The sequence below is a fragment of the Pseudomonas sp. LARHCG127 genome, assembly GCF_052871455.1.
Genome location: NZ_JBIXJT010000018.1, coordinates 1 through 19,509 on the forward strand (window position 1 = coordinate 1; position 19,509 = coordinate 19,509).

At 61.9% G+C, this 19,509-nt stretch carries 14 protein-coding genes; 6 read left to right on the plus strand and 8 right to left on the minus strand.

The genetic code is table 11. From position 1 onward, the window contains the following. Nucleotides 1–436: 436 nt before the first annotated feature. The 7 genes from ACIPQ1_RS24700 to ACIPQ1_RS24730 form a co-directional block, all read right to left on the minus strand. On the minus strand, nt 437–874 hold the full coding sequence (locus ACIPQ1_RS24700; RefSeq protein WP_053125728.1) for an Lrp/AsnC family transcriptional regulator: 438 nt from the start codon (nt 872–874) through the stop codon (nt 437–439). An 11-nt stretch (nt 875–885) separates the two neighbouring features. After that, a complete protein-coding gene (thrC, locus tag ACIPQ1_RS24705) occupies nt 886–2,250 on the minus strand; it encodes a threonine synthase (protein WP_446534953.1) in 1,365 nt (454 codons plus the stop codon). A 30-nt stretch (nt 2,251–2,280) separates the two neighbouring features. Next, nucleotides 2,281–3,165 (minus strand): LysR substrate-binding domain-containing protein, encoded by an 885-nt coding sequence (locus ACIPQ1_RS24710; protein ID WP_446534954.1) that lies wholly within the window; start codon nt 3,163–3,165, stop codon nt 2,281–2,283. 57 nt (nt 3,166–3,222) lie between these two features. Continuing rightward, complete coding sequence (locus ACIPQ1_RS24715) at nt 3,223–4,653, minus strand: amino acid permease (RefSeq protein WP_446534955.1); 1,431 nt, start codon at nt 4,651–4,653, stop codon at nt 3,223–3,225. A gap of 134 nt (nt 4,654–4,787) precedes the next feature. Beyond that, the gene (locus tag ACIPQ1_RS24720) at nt 4,788–6,041 is read right to left on the minus strand and encodes a cystathionine gamma-synthase family protein (protein ID WP_186730267.1); all 1,254 of its coding nucleotides are present in this window, start codon (nt 6,039–6,041) and stop codon (nt 4,788–4,790) included. A 492-nt stretch (nt 6,042–6,533) separates the two neighbouring features. Further along, a complete protein-coding gene (locus tag ACIPQ1_RS24725) occupies nt 6,534–6,893 on the minus strand; it encodes a hypothetical protein (protein ID WP_446534956.1) in 360 nt (119 codons plus the stop codon). Then, on the minus strand, nt 6,893–11,794 hold the full coding sequence (locus ACIPQ1_RS24730; RefSeq protein WP_446534957.1) for an RHS repeat-associated core domain-containing protein: 4,902 nt from the start codon (nt 11,792–11,794) through the stop codon (nt 6,893–6,895). Before ACIPQ1_RS24730 ends, ACIPQ1_RS24725 begins: the two co-directional genes overlap by 1 nt. A gap of 585 nt (nt 11,795–12,379) precedes the next feature. Here ACIPQ1_RS24730 and ACIPQ1_RS24735 point away from each other — a divergent pair. The 6 genes from ACIPQ1_RS24735 to ACIPQ1_RS24760 all read left to right on the plus strand — a co-directional run bounded on the left by ACIPQ1_RS24735 (nt 12,380) and on the right by ACIPQ1_RS24760 (nt 18,289). Continuing rightward, complete coding sequence (locus ACIPQ1_RS24735; protein ID WP_446534958.1) at nt 12,380–13,003, plus strand: CDP-alcohol phosphatidyltransferase family protein; 624 nt, start codon at nt 12,380–12,382, stop codon at nt 13,001–13,003. A 10-nt stretch (nt 13,004–13,013) separates the two neighbouring features. Continuing rightward, nucleotides 13,014–14,771 carry a bifunctional alpha/beta hydrolase/class I SAM-dependent methyltransferase gene (locus ACIPQ1_RS24740; RefSeq protein ID WP_446534959.1) on the plus strand — a complete coding sequence of 586 codons (1,758 nt, stop codon included), beginning with the start codon at nt 13,014–13,016 and terminating at the stop codon, nt 14,769–14,771. Next, nucleotides 14,771–16,114, plus strand: a complete 1,344-nt coding sequence (locus ACIPQ1_RS24745) for a phosphatase PAP2/dual specificity phosphatase family protein (RefSeq protein ID WP_446534960.1) — start codon at nt 14,771–14,773, stop codon at nt 16,112–16,114. Before ACIPQ1_RS24740 ends, ACIPQ1_RS24745 begins: the two co-directional genes overlap by 1 nt. Next, nucleotides 16,104–16,559 (plus strand): hypothetical protein, encoded by a 456-nt coding sequence (locus tag ACIPQ1_RS24750; RefSeq protein WP_250965935.1) that lies wholly within the window; start codon nt 16,104–16,106, stop codon nt 16,557–16,559. The genes ACIPQ1_RS24745 and ACIPQ1_RS24750 overlap by 11 nt, the downstream gene beginning before the upstream one ends. A gap of 175 nt (nt 16,560–16,734) precedes the next feature. Beyond that, a complete protein-coding gene (locus ACIPQ1_RS24755; RefSeq protein WP_446534961.1) occupies nt 16,735–17,355 on the plus strand; it encodes a lysophospholipid acyltransferase family protein in 621 nt (206 codons plus the stop codon). A 1-nt stretch (nt 17,356) separates the two neighbouring features. Then, a complete protein-coding gene (locus ACIPQ1_RS24760) occupies nt 17,357–18,289 on the plus strand; it encodes a phosphatidate cytidylyltransferase (protein WP_053125762.1) in 933 nt (310 codons plus the stop codon). Between the two features lie 133 nt (nt 18,290–18,422). Here ACIPQ1_RS24760 and ACIPQ1_RS24765 read toward each other — a convergent pair whose 3' ends face one another. Next, entirely contained in the window at nt 18,423–19,298 is an 876-nt protein-coding gene (locus ACIPQ1_RS24765) for an MBL fold metallo-hydrolase (protein ID WP_446534962.1), read from the minus strand. Between the last annotated feature and the right edge of the window lie 211 nt (nt 19,299–19,509).

Here is a 19,509-nt window from a genome sequence, read left to right on the forward strand (position 1 = left end):
GGCGGAAGCATCATTTTCAGCAACGCGGCTTTACGTTCAGGTGAATAGAAAGGCATGACCATACTCTTGCCGCCCCCGAAATGCTTTTAGGAATTTGGAGAGGCGACAACTAGCCTGACACCGGGGGATAGGGCCAGGTCAGGCAACATTGATGGTGGCTGGTGTACCGCTATCGCGAGCAAGCTCGCTCCCACAGGTATTTCCCACAGGTATTTCCCACAGGTATTTTTCAGTGTTTGGTTTATTGGGGTCAGTGCATGCATCCGCGCCGGCTCTTGTGGCGAGGGAGCTTGCTCCCGCTGGGCTGCGCAGCGGCCCCCAAAACATGCAGCGCGGTGGGTCAGGTTGATTGGGGTAACCTGGTTGGGGCTGCTTCGCAACCCAGCGGGAGCAAGCTCCCTCGCCACGGGGTTCACTGCTGTGACGGCTAGCGTGCCTAGACCACCGACGACAACACAAACGACGTCACGGTGTTCTCCACTCCCGGCAGCGCCGAGATCTCTTTCCACACCTTGTGCACCCGCTCCGGGTTCGCCGCGCCGACCCTCAGCATCAAATCGAACTCGCCACTCATCACATCGCACTGCAGCACTTCCGGCATCGCCTGCAACGCTTGCAACACCTCGGCACCGCGCATGCGGTCGTAGCGGTAGACGAAGATCACCGCGTTGATGTTCGACGACGCTTGCGCGCCCTCCCCCGTTCGCACGGTGTAGCCCTGGATCGCGCCGTCGCGTTCGAGGCGTTCGATGCGTTGGCGCACGGCGTTGCGCGAGAGGTTGACCTTGGCCGCCAGCTCGGCGTGGGCGGCGCGGGCGTTGAGGCGCAGTTCGGCGATGATGCGTTCGTCGAGGGGATCGAGGATTCGCTTCATGGGGCCTCCGGTTACAGGGTGCCGAGCAGTTGATGGAGGGCAGCGAGGTCGTCCGGCTGGATGCGATGGATCTGCGCCGGGCCCTGCTCGGCCATCGAACGTTGTTGCGCCGCCACGGGGATCCCCAACTCACCGAGCAACACCGCCGATTTAATCGGTGAGATCTCGCCCAGGGTCACCATCGGCGCCACCAGGCTGCGGCGGTAAAGGCGCGCCGCGAGCACACCGGTGGCGGTGTGTGGGTCGATGACATAACCGGTGTCGCGGTACAACGAAGTGATCTCGTTCAGCGTCTGCTCATCACTCACCGCGTATGAGTCGATGATCATCCGCGCCTGCAGCCAGAACTCGTTGCCAATGGTCATTTCGCCTTGAGTTTCGAAGGTGTGCATCAACGCGCTCACGGCTTGATCATCATGCCCATAGAGCTCCCAGAGAAACCGTTCCAGGTTGGAAAAGATCGACAAATCCATGGCCGGCGACAGGGTCTTGCTCGCACGTAACCGCGAGTAGTGGTTCTTCAAAAAGAACTGATGCAGCGCGTCGTTCTGGTTGGTGGCGACGATCATTTGCGTGATCGGCAAGCCCATCTTCTGGGCGATGTAGCCGGCATAGACTTCGGCAAAACTCGCCGCTGGCACGCTGAAACCGATGGGCCGCTGACCGCCGCCCAACTGCAGCACGGCGTGAAAATAAAACACCAACTGCGCCATGACGCTGACCCAGTTGCTGGAGTTGAAACTGATCGCCGCATGCTGGCGGAACAGTTGGGTGACGAGGGTCTGGCATTCATCAAAACTGCCCTCCACGGCGACTTGATGCACCCGCGGGTGCGCCGTCGCTTGCAGGTCTTGAAGCTGGTCTTGCGGTACGCCGGCCTCGGGATAGATCACCACCACGTCGGTTTCGTCGCAATGCTTGAACGCCTCGATGGCGGCCAGGCCGGTGTCGCCGTTGGTGACGCCCATCACCACGGCGCGGCGCCCGCGTTTGCGCAGGAAGTACTGCACCAGCCGCGCTTGCAGCTGCGCGGCAAAGTCCTTCGAGGAACGGGTCGGGCCATGGAACAACTCCAGGACCCATTCGTTGCGATCCACTTGATGCAACGGCGCCAGGGAGCGATGGCTGAACTGGCTGCCCGCTTCCTTGAGCAAGCGCTTGAGGTCGGCCTCGGGGATCGCCTCGCCTACGAACAGGCGCATCACTCGGTAGGCCAATTCGTCGTAGGACAGTGTGGACCAATTAGCGATGTCCTGAGGTTCGAACAGTGGCAGTTCGACCGGGACAAACAGCCCGCCATCTTCGGCAATGGCCGACAGCACGACTTTTTCGAAATCGACCTGCACGGCGGAATTTCGGGTACTCACGTAGCGCATGGTCAACTCCGCAAACTCAGATAAAACAGCTCATTTGAAACGATGCGCCTGTTCCACCAGCCAGGTGGAAAACCGCGCCGCGTCCGGGTGTTGCTCGGCCCCGGAACTGCGCACCAGGTAGAACGATTCGCTGGCTTCGATGCGTTGGGCGAAGGGTTCGACCAGGCGTCCGTCTTCCAGCAATTCACTGACCATCGACGACCGCGCCAGGGCAATGCCCTGCCCCAGCTCGGCCATGCGCAAGGTGCAGACCAGCGTGTCGAATTGCATGCCCGTCGAGGAATCCACCGAATCGGCACCGACCATTTTCAGCCAGTAACCCCAGCCTTCTTCGTAACCCAGCACGTGCAGCAACGGATGCTTGGCCACGTCCGCCGGCACCTTCAGCGTCGCCATCAAGGCCGGCGCGCACACCGGGAACAAGGTGTCCCAGGTCAGCCGCTGCGATACGAGGCCAGGCCATTGGCCGTGGCCCCAGCGGATTTCCATGTCGTCTTCGCCGTCCAGTTCCTTGACCCAGATGTTGCTGATGTAGCGGATGTCGACGTGGGGATGGGCCTGGCGAAAATCCACCAGTTTCGGCGCCAGCCAGTGCACGAAAAACGCCAGGCTGCCGCGCACCTTGATCGGCCGGCGCTTGTGCTGGCCGAAGATTTCGTTGGTGCCCACCGCCAGTCGCGTGATCGCGTCCTGCACCACCGGCAGGTAGGCCTGGCCCTCTTCCGTCAGACCGAGGCCACGGGGCAAGCGCTTGAACAGCGCCACACCGAGGTGACTTTCCAACTGGCGGATCTGCTGGCTGACCGCGCCCTGGGTCAAGAATAATTCGTCGGCGGCGTGGGTGAAGTTCAGGCAACGGGCGGACACTTCGAACGCCCGCAGCCAGTTCAACGGGGGCAACGTTTTTTGCTTCATGCTCTTACCTCGCTAACCCCCACGCACCGGGCACGTTTGCCCGCCCGTCGATGCGGTTTAAAACGCGTCGGACGGTTGTGCCACGAGAGCAACCGACAAGCGTCGCTCGCGGCTTTTGCGGGTAATGTAATACACGAAGTAACACCAGGCGATGAATGGCAAGCCGAAGTACAGCGCCACCCGCTGTTCAGGGTCGAAGGCGATGCCGATGCACGCCAGGCTGCAGCACACCAGCGCCCCCAACGGCACCCACGGATAACCGCGCACGCGAAACTTGAGGTCGCGAATGTCGCCGCCGTTGGCGACGTAGTGACGGCGAAAGCCGATCTGGCTCGCGGCGATGCTCATCCACACCACCACCACGGCCAGGCCGGAAATCGACACCAGCGCCAGGTAGATGGTGTCGGCGGCAAACACGCTGCTGAGCAACGACGCGGCGCCGCCGGCCATGCTGACGATGATCGCGTTGAGCGGCGTGCCCATGCGGGTCAGGGCCGAGAACTGCTTGGGCAGGTGGCCCTGGTCGCTGAGGGTCCAAAGCATGCGCGAGGCGGCGTACAAGCCGGAGTTGGCCGCCGACAACAGGGCGGTGATGATCACGAAGTTCATGATGTCGGCGGAGTATGGAATGCCGATGTAGGTGAACACCGTGACGAAGGGGCTTTCCACCAGACCGGCCTGTTCGCGAGGCAACAACGTCGCGAGGACAAAAATGGTCCCGACAAAAAACACCGCCAGGCGCAGCACCGTGGTGCGGATGGCGCGCGGCACGTTGCGTTGCGGGTCCTTGGTTTCGCCAGCGGCGATGCCGATCAGTTCCGTGCCAGAGAAGGCGAAGGAGACCGCCAGCAGCGTCATCGCAATCGGCATGAAGCCAGTAGGAAAAAGTCCTTCGCGAGTGAAGTTACTCAAGCCGATGCTGTGGGCCTGGTCGATGTTCAACAGCCCGAGAATCGCACCACCACCGATCAGCAGGAACACCACCACGGTCAGGACTTTGATCAACGACAACCAGAACTCGGTCTCGGCGAACAAACGCACCGATACCACGTTGGTGAGGAACACCACGCCGGCAAACAGCGCGCTCCAGATCCACACCGGGGTGTCGGGAAACCATCGGGTCATGAGGATGCCGGCGGCGGTGAACTCCGAACCGATGGCCACCGTCCACGTCAGCCAATACAGCCAGGCCACGGTGTAGCCGGTGCCAGGCCCGAGAAAGCGCGTGGCGTAGGTGCTGAAGGAACCGGTTTCCGGCATCTGCACTGCCAGTTCCCCCAGGCACATCATCACCATGTAGACCATGAGCGCACCGATGATGTAGGCGATCACCGCCCCCATCGGGCCGGCCTGGTTGACGGTGTAGCCGGAGGTCAGGAACAGCCCGGTGCCGATCACGCCGCCCAAGGCCAGCATGACGATATGGCGCGTTTGCATTTCCTGCTTGAAGCCGGTCCGCGTATTCGTTTGTTGTTCTGTTATGGACATGGTTGTTCTCATGAAATGTCAGGGCGCGCATCGACGTCTACGCGAGTCAGACAAGCGCCGCTGAGCTTTTATTATTATTCCTATTCATGAACGCCCCGCTGACAGCCTTGTCGCGGGGTATCAACTTTCAAACTTCAGCTTGCCGTCTCGGTGTGGACTTCATTGAGTTGCGGATCGAGGGTCTTTTTGACGAAGGCGAAGGCCTGTTTCAGATCGTCCAGCAGATCGTCGGTGTCTTCGATGCCCACCGAAACCCGCACCAAGCCTTCGGAGATGCCCAGGGCCAGGCGTTCTTCCAAGGTGTTCTCGACGTGGCTGGTGGTGCGGGCCGGTCCGTAGATGGTTTCCACCGCCCCCAGGTTGCCGGCGCAATGGGCGAAGCGCAGGCGTGGCAGCAGCAACTTGACCGTGTCCATGCCGCCGACCAGGACAAAACTGACGATGGCGCCGAAGCCGGACATCTGTGCACAGGCGATGGCGTGGTTCGGGTGGCTGGGCAAGCCGGGATAATTCACGGCTTCCACCAGTGGTTCGGTGCAGAGGAATTCGGCCAGGGCCCGGGCGCTGTGTTGTTGCTGGCGCATGCGCAGCGCCAGGGTCTTCATGCCACGGATGATCAGGTAGGCCGAGAACGGGTCGAGGCTCGCGCCGTTGATTTCCCGGTAGTGCCGCACTTGGGCCATCAAGGCTTCGCTGCCACACACCAGGCCACCAAGCACGTCGCCATGGCCGCTGAGGAACTTGGTCGCGCTGTGAATCACCACGTCCACGCCCAAGGCCAGCGGGCTCTGGTTCAGCGGCGTGGCGAAAGTGTTGTCCGCCACGACCACGGCGCCGACACGCTTGGCCGCCGCCACCAGGCGCGGGATGTCGAGGATTTTCAGGGTCGGGTTGGTGGGGGTTTCCAGGTACAACACCTGGCAGCCCTTGGCGATTTCACGCTCGAGGTCATCGTGGTCGAAGGTCTCGCACAGGGTCACCGCCACGCCGGTGCGCGGCAGGAACTCTTCGAAGATTTTGTTGGTGCCGCCGTAACTGTCCTTGGTCGACACCACCCGATCGCCATGGGCCAGGAAGGTGTAGAGCACGCTGCTGATCGCCGCCATGCCACTGCTGAAGGCCACGGCAGACTCGGCCATTTCCAGCTCGCGGATCTTGGCTTCGAGGGTCTCGACGGTCGGGTTGCTCATGCGGCTGTAGATAAAACCGGGGGCCTTGCCCAGGGCGACGTCGTACCAGACGTCGATGTCGTCGTAACCGTACGCGGCACTGGCCACGATGGGGGTTTGCGTGGCGTTGTAGGGATGCCTGACTTGCTCCCCACCCCAAACCGCCCGGGTGCCGGCGCCGGCATTATCAAGCCCTGTGCTGTCAGGTTTATTGTTCATCGAGGCTACTCACACTGAGGGGGTGGACGTTGAGCCATCCACCGGATCTGAGGGCCAATATAGGGAAAAGCCGGGCGGCCGAGAAACGATGTTATCGGTGCCAAAGGGGTGGTTTTTTTAATGGCTGGATGAAGGTCTGAGAGTATCTGCGAACACAAAAACCTGTGGGAGCGGGCTTGCTCGCGAAAGCGGTGGGTCAGTCACTGAGGGGGGGAATGTGCAATAGATATAGAGAGCCAACCCCCACCCCCACAGGTACTTTTGGTGTACACAGGAATGCGTGAGCGCCAGTCCTACAGGCGACCGCGGACTTAAAGGCTATACGAATCATCGTGGCGAGGGAGCTTGCTCCCGCTCGGCTGCGCAGCAGTCGTAAACCTACCCGGCCACCGCGTTGAATGGCTTTGGGGCTGCTGCGCAGCCCAGCGGGAGCAAGCTCCCTCGCCACAGGTCGTCGATCGTTCCCACGCCGGAGCGTGGGAGCGGTCAAAACTACGATTGCTGAACTGCCTCAGAATGATATCGACTAAGGCAACTCAATAAAATCCTCATAAAGCGATGTTGATCCTTAACATCATCATCAAAATATGTCGTCATTTTAGAAAAAATCTCATCAAAACTCGAACCCTTCTCCAGATAAAACGAAATTTTTTCGATAAACCATTCTCGCTCATGAGATTTAAATACCAAAAAATCTGGCTTAAGCAAGCAATCAAATAGCTCTCGCAACTCAGTGTCTGAGTTAACATCCTTCGAGACAATAATCTCCTCTCTAGCCTCATCTATCGTATTCTCTATATCAAAAACAAATAAGAGGCTTCTTAGTACGACCATATCCGACGACTTCGTCATCACTCAAATTCCGTATAGCTAGTTATCGGACGACCAGTATCATTCAATATCACCACTGCCTTCGTTTGCTGGCCATATTGTAGCCCTTCTTGTTTATATCCCTCCCCAATCTTTCTCCCAAACTCGATCGGCTCACGGGATGCCCTCAAGCCACTTTGCCTAAAAACAAGCGTTGCCCTATATATTGCATTTAGCTGATCTCTATGACTTACGAAGCGTGTCGCCGCTGAAGGAATTTTTGGCTGACCTTCTCTACGGCCCCTTGTATGAACCTCAATCTCCCCGGTCCCAGGGTTTCGCCCTGTCGTAACGCGTTCCAGTTGAGCATCCACCGTAGTTTGAGCACCATGTTTCTGTAAAAAATGCGCGCCCTCAATCGATCGTTCCATCTCATCCAAGCGCCGGTAGGCATTCGTCTCCGCCAACTCATCAATCCGCGCCCGCCGCTGCTCCGCCGTCATCGGCAGAGCCGGCGCACCCTCATCCACCCCAAGCTTGGCCGTCGGGTCTTGCTTACCGACGGCAGGCTTTCTACATCCGTCGCCCGGGCAACCTTCCAACCCCAACGGATCCACCCAACCCGTCGGGTTCAGGGTGTACCGGTACCCATTGAGCCCACCCACCAACTTGCTCGGATCAGGCGTCAAATAGCGGCCAGTCTCGGGATCGTAGTAGCGGTGGCGGTTGTAGTGCAGGCCGCTTTCGGGGTCGAAGTATTGGCCCTGGAAGCGCAGCGGTTGCTCAAGCTGTTCGCCGTCGCCGTGCCTGAGTTCGGTGACTTTGCCGTAGCCGTTGTAGCGCGCCGACCAGACGATCTGGCCGGCGGGGTTGGTCAGTTCCTGGGGCGTACCCAGGCGGTCGAGGTGGTAGTAGAACGGGCGCGCGTCGTGGCCTTCACCGTCGAGCATCGCCAGCGGGCGGAAGGTGCCCGGTTCATAGACGTAGCTGCGGTGGTGGCGCGGGCTGTTTTCAGCGACGAGCTGGTCGCCCTGCCAGAAAAATTCCGTGGTCAGGCCGTCCACGGTCTTGCTGATGCGTCGGCCGAAAGCGTCGTAGCGGTAGGAGGTTTCGCAGCCGTCGGCCGTGGTGATGCCGACCAGGCGGTGTTGGCTGTCGTAGCGGTAGGCGCTGACCAGGGACTCGCCGCGGCGTTCGCGTATCAGGTTGCCGAAGGTGTCGTAGTCGTAGTGGCGGTCGCCCTCCTTCAGCAGGCGGTTGCCCTTGAGGGTGGTCGGGCCGGGGCGGTCCTGCATCAGCAGGTTGCCGGCCGGGTCGTGGCTGAAGTGTTCCGGCGGCTCGCTGTGGGAAAAGTCGATGCGGGTCAGGCGATCTAGAGAATCGTACTGGTAGCTGCGGCGGTTTCGGTGGTCGGAAAGGGTTTGCAGGTTGCCCTTGGGGCTGTAGATATAGTCGCGCCAGAGCAGTTGCTGCTGTGGGTTCTGCCACACGGTCTGGGCCTTGAGGCGGCCCTGTTCGTCGTACCTGTAGTCGCTGAGCAACTGACCTTGCTGGCGCTGTCGTTCGCGGCTGCCGTCAAAGCGGTGTTCGGTCAGGCGTGCGCCGTTGAGATCGATGGCGGTCAGCGCACCGCCCGGGGCGTGGTGGTAGTCGAGTTGGCTGTCGTCCGGCAGGCGCAGGTGATTGAGGCGCCCGCAGGCATCGTAGCGATAACGCAGGGTGCCCCAGCCCTGGTGCTCAGTGATCAGCCGATCCTGGGCGTCGTATTCGAAGGCCAGCGGATGGTCGCTGCCGTCATCGACGTAGACCAGCCGGCCCAGTTCGTCGTAGCGGTATTCGATAGACTGGCCGTCGGGCAAGGTCTTGAGTTGCAGCCGCCCGGCCGCGTCGCGCTGGTAGCGGGTGACCCATTGCGAACCGTCCTCGCCGTGCTCGGTTTTCTCCAGCAGGTGACCGTTGAGGTCGTAGGCGTAGGCGGTGCGTTGCCCGTCGAAGCCGACTTGCTGTCGGATCAAGCCGCTGGGCGTGTAGTCCAGCTGATATTTTTCGCCAGATTCGTTTTCGATCTCGGTCAGCAACAGCCGCGCCGAGTCGTAGCGATACTTCAGCTCGCTGCCGTCGGGGTTCAGGCGACGGCTGACCAGATGCAGGTCATCGGCGTATTCGTAGCGGGTGGTGCGGCCCTGCTCGTCGCGTTCGGCAATGACCTTGCCGTAGGCGTTGTAGCTCCAGGCCCGGATGGCGCCGGTGGGCAGGGTCACTTGCAGCAGTCGGCCGACGGCGTCCCATTGGTAGTGCGTGAGGGCGCCGTGTTCGTCCCGGCGGCTGAGCAAACGTCCCAGGGCATCGTAGGAAAAACACCGGCGATTGCCGTCGGGCAGGACTTCTTCAGTCAGTTGGCCCAGGCGACTCCAGGTGAAGCGATGTTCGCCGCCGTCCGGGTCGTACCTTGCCAGCAGTTGCCCATGGGCGTCGTAGGCATATTCCGTACGCTGGCCGTCCGGGTCGATGCTGGCGATCACATCACCGTGGTCATTGCGCCGGTAAGTCCACACTGCCTTGCCACGGGAACGGGTGTGCAGGAAACCGTTGCGGTATTCGTAGGAGGTTGGTGCCTCGTCCGGTGGAATCAACGCCAGCAGCCGTCCGACGTCGTCGTAGCGGTATTCGCGGACCGCCCCCAGCGGGTCCTGTTCGGCGATCAGCCGGCCCTGCTCGTCATAGGCCTTGAGGTGTTCGCCGCCGTCGGGCTCGACCTTGCGCACCAGCCGCGCCCGGTCGTCGTGGACATACACCTCCTGGCTGCCATCCAGGTGCCGGACCGTGACACTGCCGTCCTCGCCCCAGGTGTAGCGGCTGTCCATCTGCGCAAACGAGGCCCAATGCCGTACGCAACGGGACGCCGGCCCGACGCCTTGCCACTCCCAATAAAAACTCGCCCCGCCGGCCAATTGCCGCTGGAGGATGACGTGCTGGTCGTCGTAGTCGTAGCGTTCGCTTTCTCCGGCGGCATTGGTCGCTTCGATCAGTCGGAAACGTCCGTCGTAGCGGTAGGACACCAGCGTCTGCTCGGTCCGCCAGGCTTCGTCGAGGGTGATGGCCGGGTGGAAGCTCTGGTAGTCGACGGCGATCAGGTGGCGCTGTTCGTAGCGCAGGCGCAGGGAACGCCCGGCGCCGTTGTCCAAACGGCAGACGTCGCCGTGGATGTTGCGCTGGAGGGACAGGCGGTTGTCGTAGCGGTCGCTGAGGGCGATCAGGTGGCCGTCGCGAAAATGCAGGAACGGCGCGTTTTCCCCCGGTTGGGCGACGATCAGTTCGTCCGGCTCGGCCCCCAGGTAGATTGCTGCGCGGGCCAGGCTGTTGTGGTTCGCCGGGCGCTGCGTGGTGGGCAATGGAAAGAGCGTGCGACGGTTTTCCTGGTCGACCCAGGTGACCTGTTCGCCATGGAGTTCCAGGCGATGGGCCAGGGCATGGCTCCAACCACATCCGAGGCCGACGTCCAGGTCGGCGGCGCTGGTGCGGTACAGACGGGTGAAAACGAACGGCAAACGGCCGTCGAGGGTGCCATCGTCGAGGGTCAGCAGTTCTTCGCCGGTGACCATCGACACCGGGCAGCCGCTGGTCTGGGTCTGGGCGGCGGTGTCGGCGCTGTCGCCGTTGGGGTTTTTCGATTGGGCGGGGACGTCGTGGGGTTCGTGTTGGCTCAGGCGGGTAGATGGCTGGGACTTTTCCCGCACGATCGGGGCCGGGTTGCTGACCGACAGCGGCGCGGAATCCCCAGTTGAGATCTGCAACGGTCTGACAGGCGCCGGCCCCACCGACGGTCCCTGACCGGCGATTACTACCGGCTTCAGTACGTCGGCATGTTTGTTGAAGCTGTCGCCACCGAGTTGTCCGAGGCGTTGACTCGATGCCTGTAGCCACTTCCGAGCGCGTTCCGAGCGGACATGGCGCAGCACTTTACCGCCCATGCGCAGTCCCACGCCCAGGCCACCGGTCACGCGCGCCAAGAGGAAATTGATCAGAATCGAGGCTCGCATTTCCCCCAGGATTTCAGCCATGTACTGGGGCGGCAGCATCCGCAGCCAACTGGTGAACGCCGCGGTGTAAACGAAGAGCAAGGGCTCATCGCTCAGGATCATCAGTCCTTTGGCAATCGCCTCGGATGACGCCTTCAGCAGCTGCTCAAGCTCGCCCTCGGTGAGGTATTCCAACAATTTTTCACTGTTGGCCTGTAGGTCCGCCAACAGATCGAAGACCTGTGTTACGTCGTCCCATAGCCCAAACAGGGCATTTTCAAAGCCGCGTAGCTGGGCTTCCTGCAATGCGTTGAAGCGCTTTACAAAACCGCTCTCGGAAGACTCCTTCCACAAGGGTTGAAACTCGTTCCATTCCGCTTTCAGCCAACCTTCGAGTTCGACGATCTCGTGCTGGTAGGACGCGTACAGCGCCCGGACATGATCGGCCGTGATATCTGGAAAAAAACTGATCCGGTAGCGCTGGCCGCGGTCGCATTCGGACACTTCCAAAATGCCGCTGGGACCAATGACATGAGGGATCGGATCGCCAAACGTTTCCTTCCCCAGCTCGCCCTTGATGATCGGTTCCAACACCACTGGCGTGTCGCCGATCGGCACGAAACGCGAGGCTTGGAACATGTGCACCAGTGTCAGCGGGCCTTGTGCCGGACACCTCGCCACCACGGCGCTGACCTGTTTGCCACCGTCTTTCACGGGTGCGAGCGACACCTCCTTGCCGACTTTAAATACCTGCTGAATGTCCAGTGTCCGACCGGCCCAGAATCTTTCCGCCCAACTGTCGTAGTCGCCCAGGCAGTGGCGAAAGTCCTGCAATACCTCCTCGACATCGGGCGAGTTCATGGCGGCCAAGACCAGCGAACCAATGGCACCGGTTAATGACGGGATCTTGTCAGGGAAACGCATGCAGGCAGCTCGCGGCGCAGGAGTGGGCGCGAGACTGTGCCGGGGATGACAGGAGAAATAAGTCAGTGAAAGAAGCGGGGCGTGTAGGGCAATTCGCTAATTAGGCCTACGTTGCAAGGATCCGAAAAAAACCTGTGGGAGCGAGCTTGCTCGCGATGGCGCTGGGTCAGCTGCCATTGATGTCGGCTGACACTCCGCCATCGCGAGCAAGCTCGCTCCCACAGGGGAACTGCGGTGAGGTTGGGAATGTGTGAACAGTTGTTCTCACAGCCTCCCCTTAACTTAAGGCGCATGAATCATCGTGGCGAGGGAGCTTGCTCCCGCTCGGCTGCGCAGCAGTCGTAAACCTGCCCGGACACCGCGTTGAATGGCTTTGGGGCTGCTGCGCAACCCAGCGGGAGCAAGCTCCCTCGCCACAGGTTTAGCGTTTTTTTCATATCTCCCGGGGTGTCTTGCGCAGATAAACGCGCGAATAGATGCCTACCCGCACGCATTCTCAAGAAATACCCGCCTGCAACCCCTCAACCTATCGTAATCTCGCACCTGTATAAGCCCAGCCCCGCCACCGGCCGAGATCTCACCCCGATGCCCTCCATCTACCAACTCAAGCCCGCCTTTCAAAACTTGCTGCGCCCCATGGTCCAACGCCTCTACGACAACGGTGTCACCGCCAACCAGGTCACCCTGCTCGCGGGCATCGTCTCGGTGTTGGTGGGGGCGGTCATTGCCTGGTTCGCCGACCATCCGTGGATTTTCGTCCTGGTGCCAATCTGGATGTTCCTGCGCATGGCGTTGAATGCCGTGGACGGCATGCTGGCGCGGGAGTTTGGTCAACAATCGCATCTGGGCGCCTACCTCAACGAGCTATGCGATATCATCGCCGACGTTGCCTTGATCCTGCCTTTTGCCTTGTTTGCCGATACCAGTCTCCTGCTCGTGTTGTTGGTCACGCTGTTGGCGTTGTTCAGCGAATACGCCGGCGTGCTGGGGGCGATGGTGGGGGCTTCGCGGCGGTATGACGGGCCGATGGGCAAGAGCGATCGCGCCTTTGTGTTTGGCGTGTTGGCGACCGGCATTGCCCTGGGTTGGCTCGGGGCACTCTGGATAAATGGTGTGATGGCGGTGGTTGCCGCCCTGCTGGTTTATACCTTGGTCAATCGGGTCCGTCATGGCCTGGGCCAGGTGACGGAAAACGCTCCCTCAGCATAAGGAAGTTGCAATGCGCGAAGCCCAACACCGGACATTCACCACCCACGATGGCGTGGACCTGTTCTACCAACACTGGCCGGCTATCGATGCCGCAGCGGGCGAACCCCGCCAGGCTGTGTTGTTGTTCCATCGTGGTCATGAACACTCCGGGCGCATTGCGCACCTGGTGGATGAGCTGGATTTGCCCGGGTTCGACTTCTTTGCCTGGGACGCACGCGGCCACGGCCAGTCGCCGGGCGAACGGGGCGACAGCCCGAGTTTTGCCACCAGTGCGCGGGACGTGCAGACCTTCTGCGATCACATCGGCGCGACGCATCAGATCGACGAAGCGAACATCGCCGTGGTCGCACAAAGCGTCGGCGCGGTGATCGTGTCCACCTGGGTCCACGACTACGCACCGCGCATTCGCTCGCTGGTACTGGCGTCGCCGGCCTTCAAGGTCAAGCTCTACGTGCCGTTCGCCCGGCCGGGCCTGGCGCTGATGCGCAAGTTCCGCGGCAATTTCTTCGTCAACAGCTACGTCAAGGCGAAATTCCTCAGCCATGACCCAGAGCGCGTGGCGTCCTACGACAGCGATCCGTTGATCACCAAGGCCATTTCGGTGAACGTGCTGCTGGGCCTGTACGAAGCCGCCGACCGCGTGGTGGCCGATGCCCAGGCGATCCAGGTGCCGACGCAGTTGTTGATCTCCGGCTCGGACTTCGTGGTGCACCGCAAACCCCAGGAGCAGTTCTTCGAACGCCTGGGCAGCCTGCACAAGGAAAAACACATCCTGCCAGGCTTCTTCCACGACACCCTTGGCGAGAAGAACCGTGGGCCGGCCGTGGCCAGTGCCCGCCGTTTCATCCTGCAGAACTTCGCCCGTCCGCTGGAGCGCCCTTCCCTGCTCGACGCCGATCGCCTGGGCGCGACCTGCGCCGAAGCGGAAACCCTGGCCACGCCGCTGCCCCACAACTCGTTGCGTGACCTTTACTGGCGCATGACCCGCGCCAGCATGCGCTTTGGCAGTAAATTGTCCGCCGGGGTGAAGCTGGGCTTCGACACCGGGTTCGACTCCGGCAGCACCCTGGATTACGTCTACCGCAACCGCCCTACCGGCACCTCGGCGCTGGGCAAGATGATCGACCAGAACTACCTCAACTCCATCGGCTGGCGCGGCATTCGCCAGCGCAAGGTGCACGTCGAAGAACTGCTGCGCCTGGCGATGGCCGAGTTGCACGCCCAGGACCGCGAAGTGCGCATCGTCGACATCGCCGCCGGCCATGGCCGCTACATCCTCGAAGCGCTGCAAGGCGTCAGCCCGTTGCCCGAGTCGATCCTGCTGCGCGACTACAGCGACATCAACGTGCGCGACGGCAGCGCACTGATCGTGGAGAAAGGCTTGGGCGACATCGCTCAGTTCGTCAAAGGTGATGCCTTCGACCGCCAGGATCTGGCAGCCCTGGAGCCAAAACCAACCCTCGCCGTGGTGTCGGGCCTGTACGAACTGTTCTCCGATAACCAGATGGTCGGCGGTTCCCTCGCCGGCCTCGCCGAAGCCGTGGAGCCTGGTGGCTTCCTGGTCTACACCGGCCAGCCGTGGCACCCGCAACTGGAGCTGATCGCCCGCGCCCTCACCAGCCACCGCGCCGGTCAGGCCTGGGTGATGCGTCGACGCACCCAGGCGGAAATGGATCAATTGGTCGAGGCGGCGGGCTTCCGCAAGATCACCCTGCGTGTCGATGAATGGGGCATTTTCAGCGTTTCGCTGGCGCAGCGAGTGCAGTAATGAGCGCCGTCATCGCTCCGGCCCGGGAACCCGCGCTGCTCAAACCGGCGGTGCTGTGGCTGCTGTTGCTGGCGCCGCTGTTCTTCACCACCTACGGCTTCGCCACCTGGGTCACCGCCCAGCGTGACGACGTCGGCACGCTGGTGTTCGCCTGGGAAAGCCACATGCCGTTCATGGCCTGGACCATCGTGCCGTACTGGTCGATCGATCTGCTGTACGGCTTGTCCCTGCTGTTGCCCAACAGCCGCGACGAACTCAAGCGCCATGCCTTGCGCCTGCTCACGGCCCAGGTAATTGCGGTCAGTTGCTTTTTGCTCTGGCCGCTGACGTTTACCTTTCCCCGGCCGGAAATGGATGGGCTGTTCGGCTGGATGTTCGACGTGCTGGCCGGCTTCGACAAGCCGTTCAACCAGGCGCCGTCGCTGCACATCGCGCTGCTGGTGGTGCTCTGGGTCTGTTACCAGCGGCACTTGCAGGGCTTCTGGCGTTGGGTGATGCACGGTTGGTTCGCGTTGATCGGCGTGTCGGTGCTGACGACTTATCAACATCACTTCATCGACTTGCCCACGGGCGCGTTGGCCGGTTGGTTGTGTGTCTGGTTGTGGCCGCTGGATCGACCGAGTCCACTGTCGAGTGCGCGCCTGACCGCCGATCCGGCCCGCCGACGCCTGGCCTTGCGTTATGGCCTGGGCGCGGCGGCGCTGTTCATCCCGGCGTTTGCCTTGGGCGGCGCGTGGCTCTGGCTGATCTGGCCGGCGGTCGCGGTGCTCATGGTGGCGCTGAATTACTTGGCGTTCGGTGCTGATGGTTTCCAGAAGCGCGCCGATGGTCGCTTGAGTCCGGCGGTGCGTTGGTTGCTGGCGCCGTACCTGGCAGCGGCGTGGATCAATTCCCGCTGCTGGACGCGCAAGCACCCGCAGCCAGACCTGATCGCGGATAACGTCTGGCTGGGGCGAGTGCCTACGCCGATGGAATTGAAGGACAGCACGTTTACCGGCGTGCTCGACCTCTGCGCGGAACTGTCCATGGACAGCTCGAATGTCGCCTATCGTTCGTTGCCGGTGCTCGACCTGACGGCGCCGACCGCCGAGCAATGCCTGAAAGCGGCGCAGGCCATCGAAAGCCTGCGCCAACATGGGCCAGTGCTGGTCTGCTGCGCCTTGGGTTATTCGCGCAGCGCCACGGCGGTGGTTGCCTGGTTGTTGCACACTGGCCGGGCAGCGAACGTTGACGCAGCGATCGTGCAGATCCAGCGCGCTCGACCGCGCATTGTCTTGCACGCGGCGCACCGTCGGGCACTGGAACAGTTATCCACAACACGGGGGCATGCTCATGATCAGTGATATGGAACTCCACACCGTGGCGAGCCTGTTGCGCCGGGGTCATTCGCTGGACCAGCTTTCCACGGGACTGACGCTGCTGGCGGCGCTGCTGGGGTTGGGGCAGTGGCTGGTGGGCGTGATCGATCCGTGGTTGCTGCTGTTGAGTGCTGTACTCCTGGTTATCGGAGTGGTGGAAAAATACTGGGCACTGCGCGTGGCGTTCGACGCCGATCTGTTCCAGCGCATGGCCGACAGTACCCACTCCCTGGCCGAACGCACCTATGAATTGGATCAAGCCCTCACCGCGTTGGGCCTGCAACCCGCCGAACGGGCCGGGCGCCTGTGGACCGAACGACGGCACGGCGCGTTGTTGCTGCTGCGTCGGCAGTCGCGGTTGCTGGCGGTACAAGTTGTCCTGGTGCTGGGCTTCATCGTGGCCAGTCCCTGGTTAGCTTCAGGTATCTAAAAAGTTTTTGTGGCGAGGGAGCTTGCTCCCGCTGGACTGCGAAGCAGTCCCAAAACCAAGCACTGCGGTGTGTCAGATTGGTTGTATTCAGCCTCTTGGGGGCTGCTGCGCAGCCCAGCGGGAGCAAGCTCCCTCGCCACAATGATGCTTATGTTTCTCAGGACAAGGAATCCTCATGTTCGAACCCGTGGTCGCCAACCTCATCACCTCCGCCGCTCGCATGGTCACGGGCGCTCGCAGCCTGTGGCTCGGTTGCGCGCCGACGCCGGTGCAGCGGATCTACTTCGCCAACCACAGCAGCCACGGTGACTTCGTGTTGCTCTGGGCCTCGCTGCCGCCGGCGCTACGCAAGCTCACCCGCCCGGTGGCGGGCGCTGACTATTGGCAAACCAGCCCGGTGCGCCGCTACATCATCAACCGGGTGTTCAACGGCGTGCTGGTGGACCGCGAGCGCAAGGACCCTGCATACAACCCATTGCAGCCGATGCTCGATGCGCTGGAAAACGGCGACTCGCTGATCATCTTCCCGGAAGGCACACGCAATCCGGAGGAAGGCCTGTTGCCCTTCAAGAGCGGGATCTATCACTTGATGAAAAACCACCCCGAGGTCGAGGTGATCCCGGTGTGGATCGCCAACCTCAACCGCGTCATGCCCAAGGGCCGTGTCCTGCCGCTGCCGTTGTTGTGCACCACCAGTTTCGGTGCGCCGCTGTGCATCGAAGAGGGTGAAAGCAAAGAGCAATTCCTTGAACGCAGCCGCGCCGCGCTGCTGGCACTGGCCCCGGAGCACGTCTGACATGGATCGATATACCCTGATGTTGTTTGGCGGGATCGGCGCGATTCTGGTGCTGGCGTCGCTGATTGGTTTCATTCTCAGGCTGCGGACAAAAGGCGCGCCGAACTCGGTCATCGACAACCTAAACGCCCGGATCAACGCCTGGTGGATCATGGTGCTGGTGATCGGCGTGGCGTTCTGGCTCGGTAACGCGGCGGTCATCCTGTTGTTCTACGCGGTGTCGTTCTACGCCCTGCGGGAATTCCTGACCCTGACACCGACCCGGCGCAGTGACTACCCGGCCCTGGTGGCGGCGTTCTACCTGGCCCTGCCGCTGCAATACCTGCTGATCTACTACGACTGGTACGGGCTGTTTTCGATCTTTATCCCGGTGTATGTGTTCCTGCTGCTGCCGATCCTGGCGTCCCTGGGCGGCGACAGCACGCATTTCCTCGAGCGCGCTTCGAAGGTGCAGTGGGGCTTGATGATCGCGGTGTTCTGCATTTCCTTCGTGCCCGCCCTGCTGACATTGGACATCGCCGGTTTCGAAGGGCGCAACCTGTTGCTGATCGCCTACCTGGTGATCGTGGTGCAGCTCTCGGATGTGTTGCAGTACGTCTGCGGCAAGCTGTTCGGCAAGCACAAGATCGCGCCGAACCTGTCGCCCTCGAAAACCGTGGAAGGTTTTGTCGGCGGCATCTTCCTGGCCTCGCTGATCGGTGGTGCGCTGTGGTGGATCACGCCGTTCAATCCGTGGCAGTCGTTCCTCATCGCCTTGCTGATCAACCTGCTGGGCTTCGCCGGCGGCATTGTCATGTCAGCGATCAAGCGCGACCGCGGCGTCAAGGACTGGGGCCACATGATCGAAGGCCACGGCGGCATGCTCGACCGGCTGGACTCGGTGTGCTTCGCCGCGCCGATCTTCTTCCACCTGGTGCGGTACTGGTGGACCTGAAAGGTCAGCCGTGACACCTGACCCTGTGGGAGCGAGCCTGCTCGCGATAGGGCCAGGTCAGCCACCATCGCTGTAGGCGGATCCTCCGCTCACCCGACCCGGCGCGCGCCCCCAGAGGGCCCGGGCGGGTGGTTTAGCGGTGGGTCGACGGCATGGCCGTGGAGTCAACACGGACCGTACGCGCCTGGCGGGTCGCGTGCTCCCATTCCTTGGCATCGTGACTGCAAAAAATCTCCAGGTGCCCGTTCTGGCCCGCCGCCAGTTCCCGCAGGCGATCCTGATTGCGCAGCCGTGCCGGGCGATAGGTGTCCATCATGTACTGATAGAACTTCAGCCCCGGCGGGCAACGCCGCTCGGGCTGATGGACTTCATCGTGGAAGAAATACGCATCGCCGGCATGGAGCATCCAGCCGTCCGGTGTCCTCAGGGCGATCCCGGCGTGGCCGGCGGTGTGGCCTTGGAGCGGGACCAGGAAAATGTCCTCTTCTTCCGCCCCGATCAACGCGCGCACCGAATCAAAACCGAACCACGTGTCACCGTCCGGGGCATAGAACTCCCAATTGTCGACGCCCTGCCACTGGCGCGCCTGGAATCGCCGTCGACTGATCCAGGTGTCGGCGCTGCGCGCCATCGCCATCTCGTCGCGCATCACATGAACCCGAGCCTGGGGAAAGTCCTGGAGCCCACCGGCGTGATCAAAATCGAGGTGCGTCAGCAGGATATGCCGCACATCGCCGGTGTCGAAGCCCAATCGGCGCACTTGCTCCAACGCGGTGAGGCGATGCTCGAACTTGATGTTGTTGAACGCCCGGAAGAATCGGCTAAGCCGTTCGGGCGTCTGGACATCCCGCTGGCCAAAACCGGTGTCCACCAGGACCAGGCCATTGTTGTCGGTTTCGATCAGCAGGCAATGACACACCAGGCACGCCGTCAGCCCCCGACTGTAGCCATCGAACAACTTCCCGCCCACGGGGCACATGCAACCGCAGTTCAGGTGATGGATACGCATGGGGGCCTCCTGTCAGGAATGGCGTGCCGCTCTCGGGTTTTTCTTGGGCTCTTTAAAATCGACAGGGAGGGGACAGGCGCAATTCCGCAAAGGCGACAGGCGGTGGGTATGCCTGGCGAGACATACATCTTTGTGGGAGCGGGGGGGGGGGCGGGGGGGGGGGGGGCGGGGGGCCCCCGGGGGGGGGGTGGGGGCCCCGGGCCGCCGCACT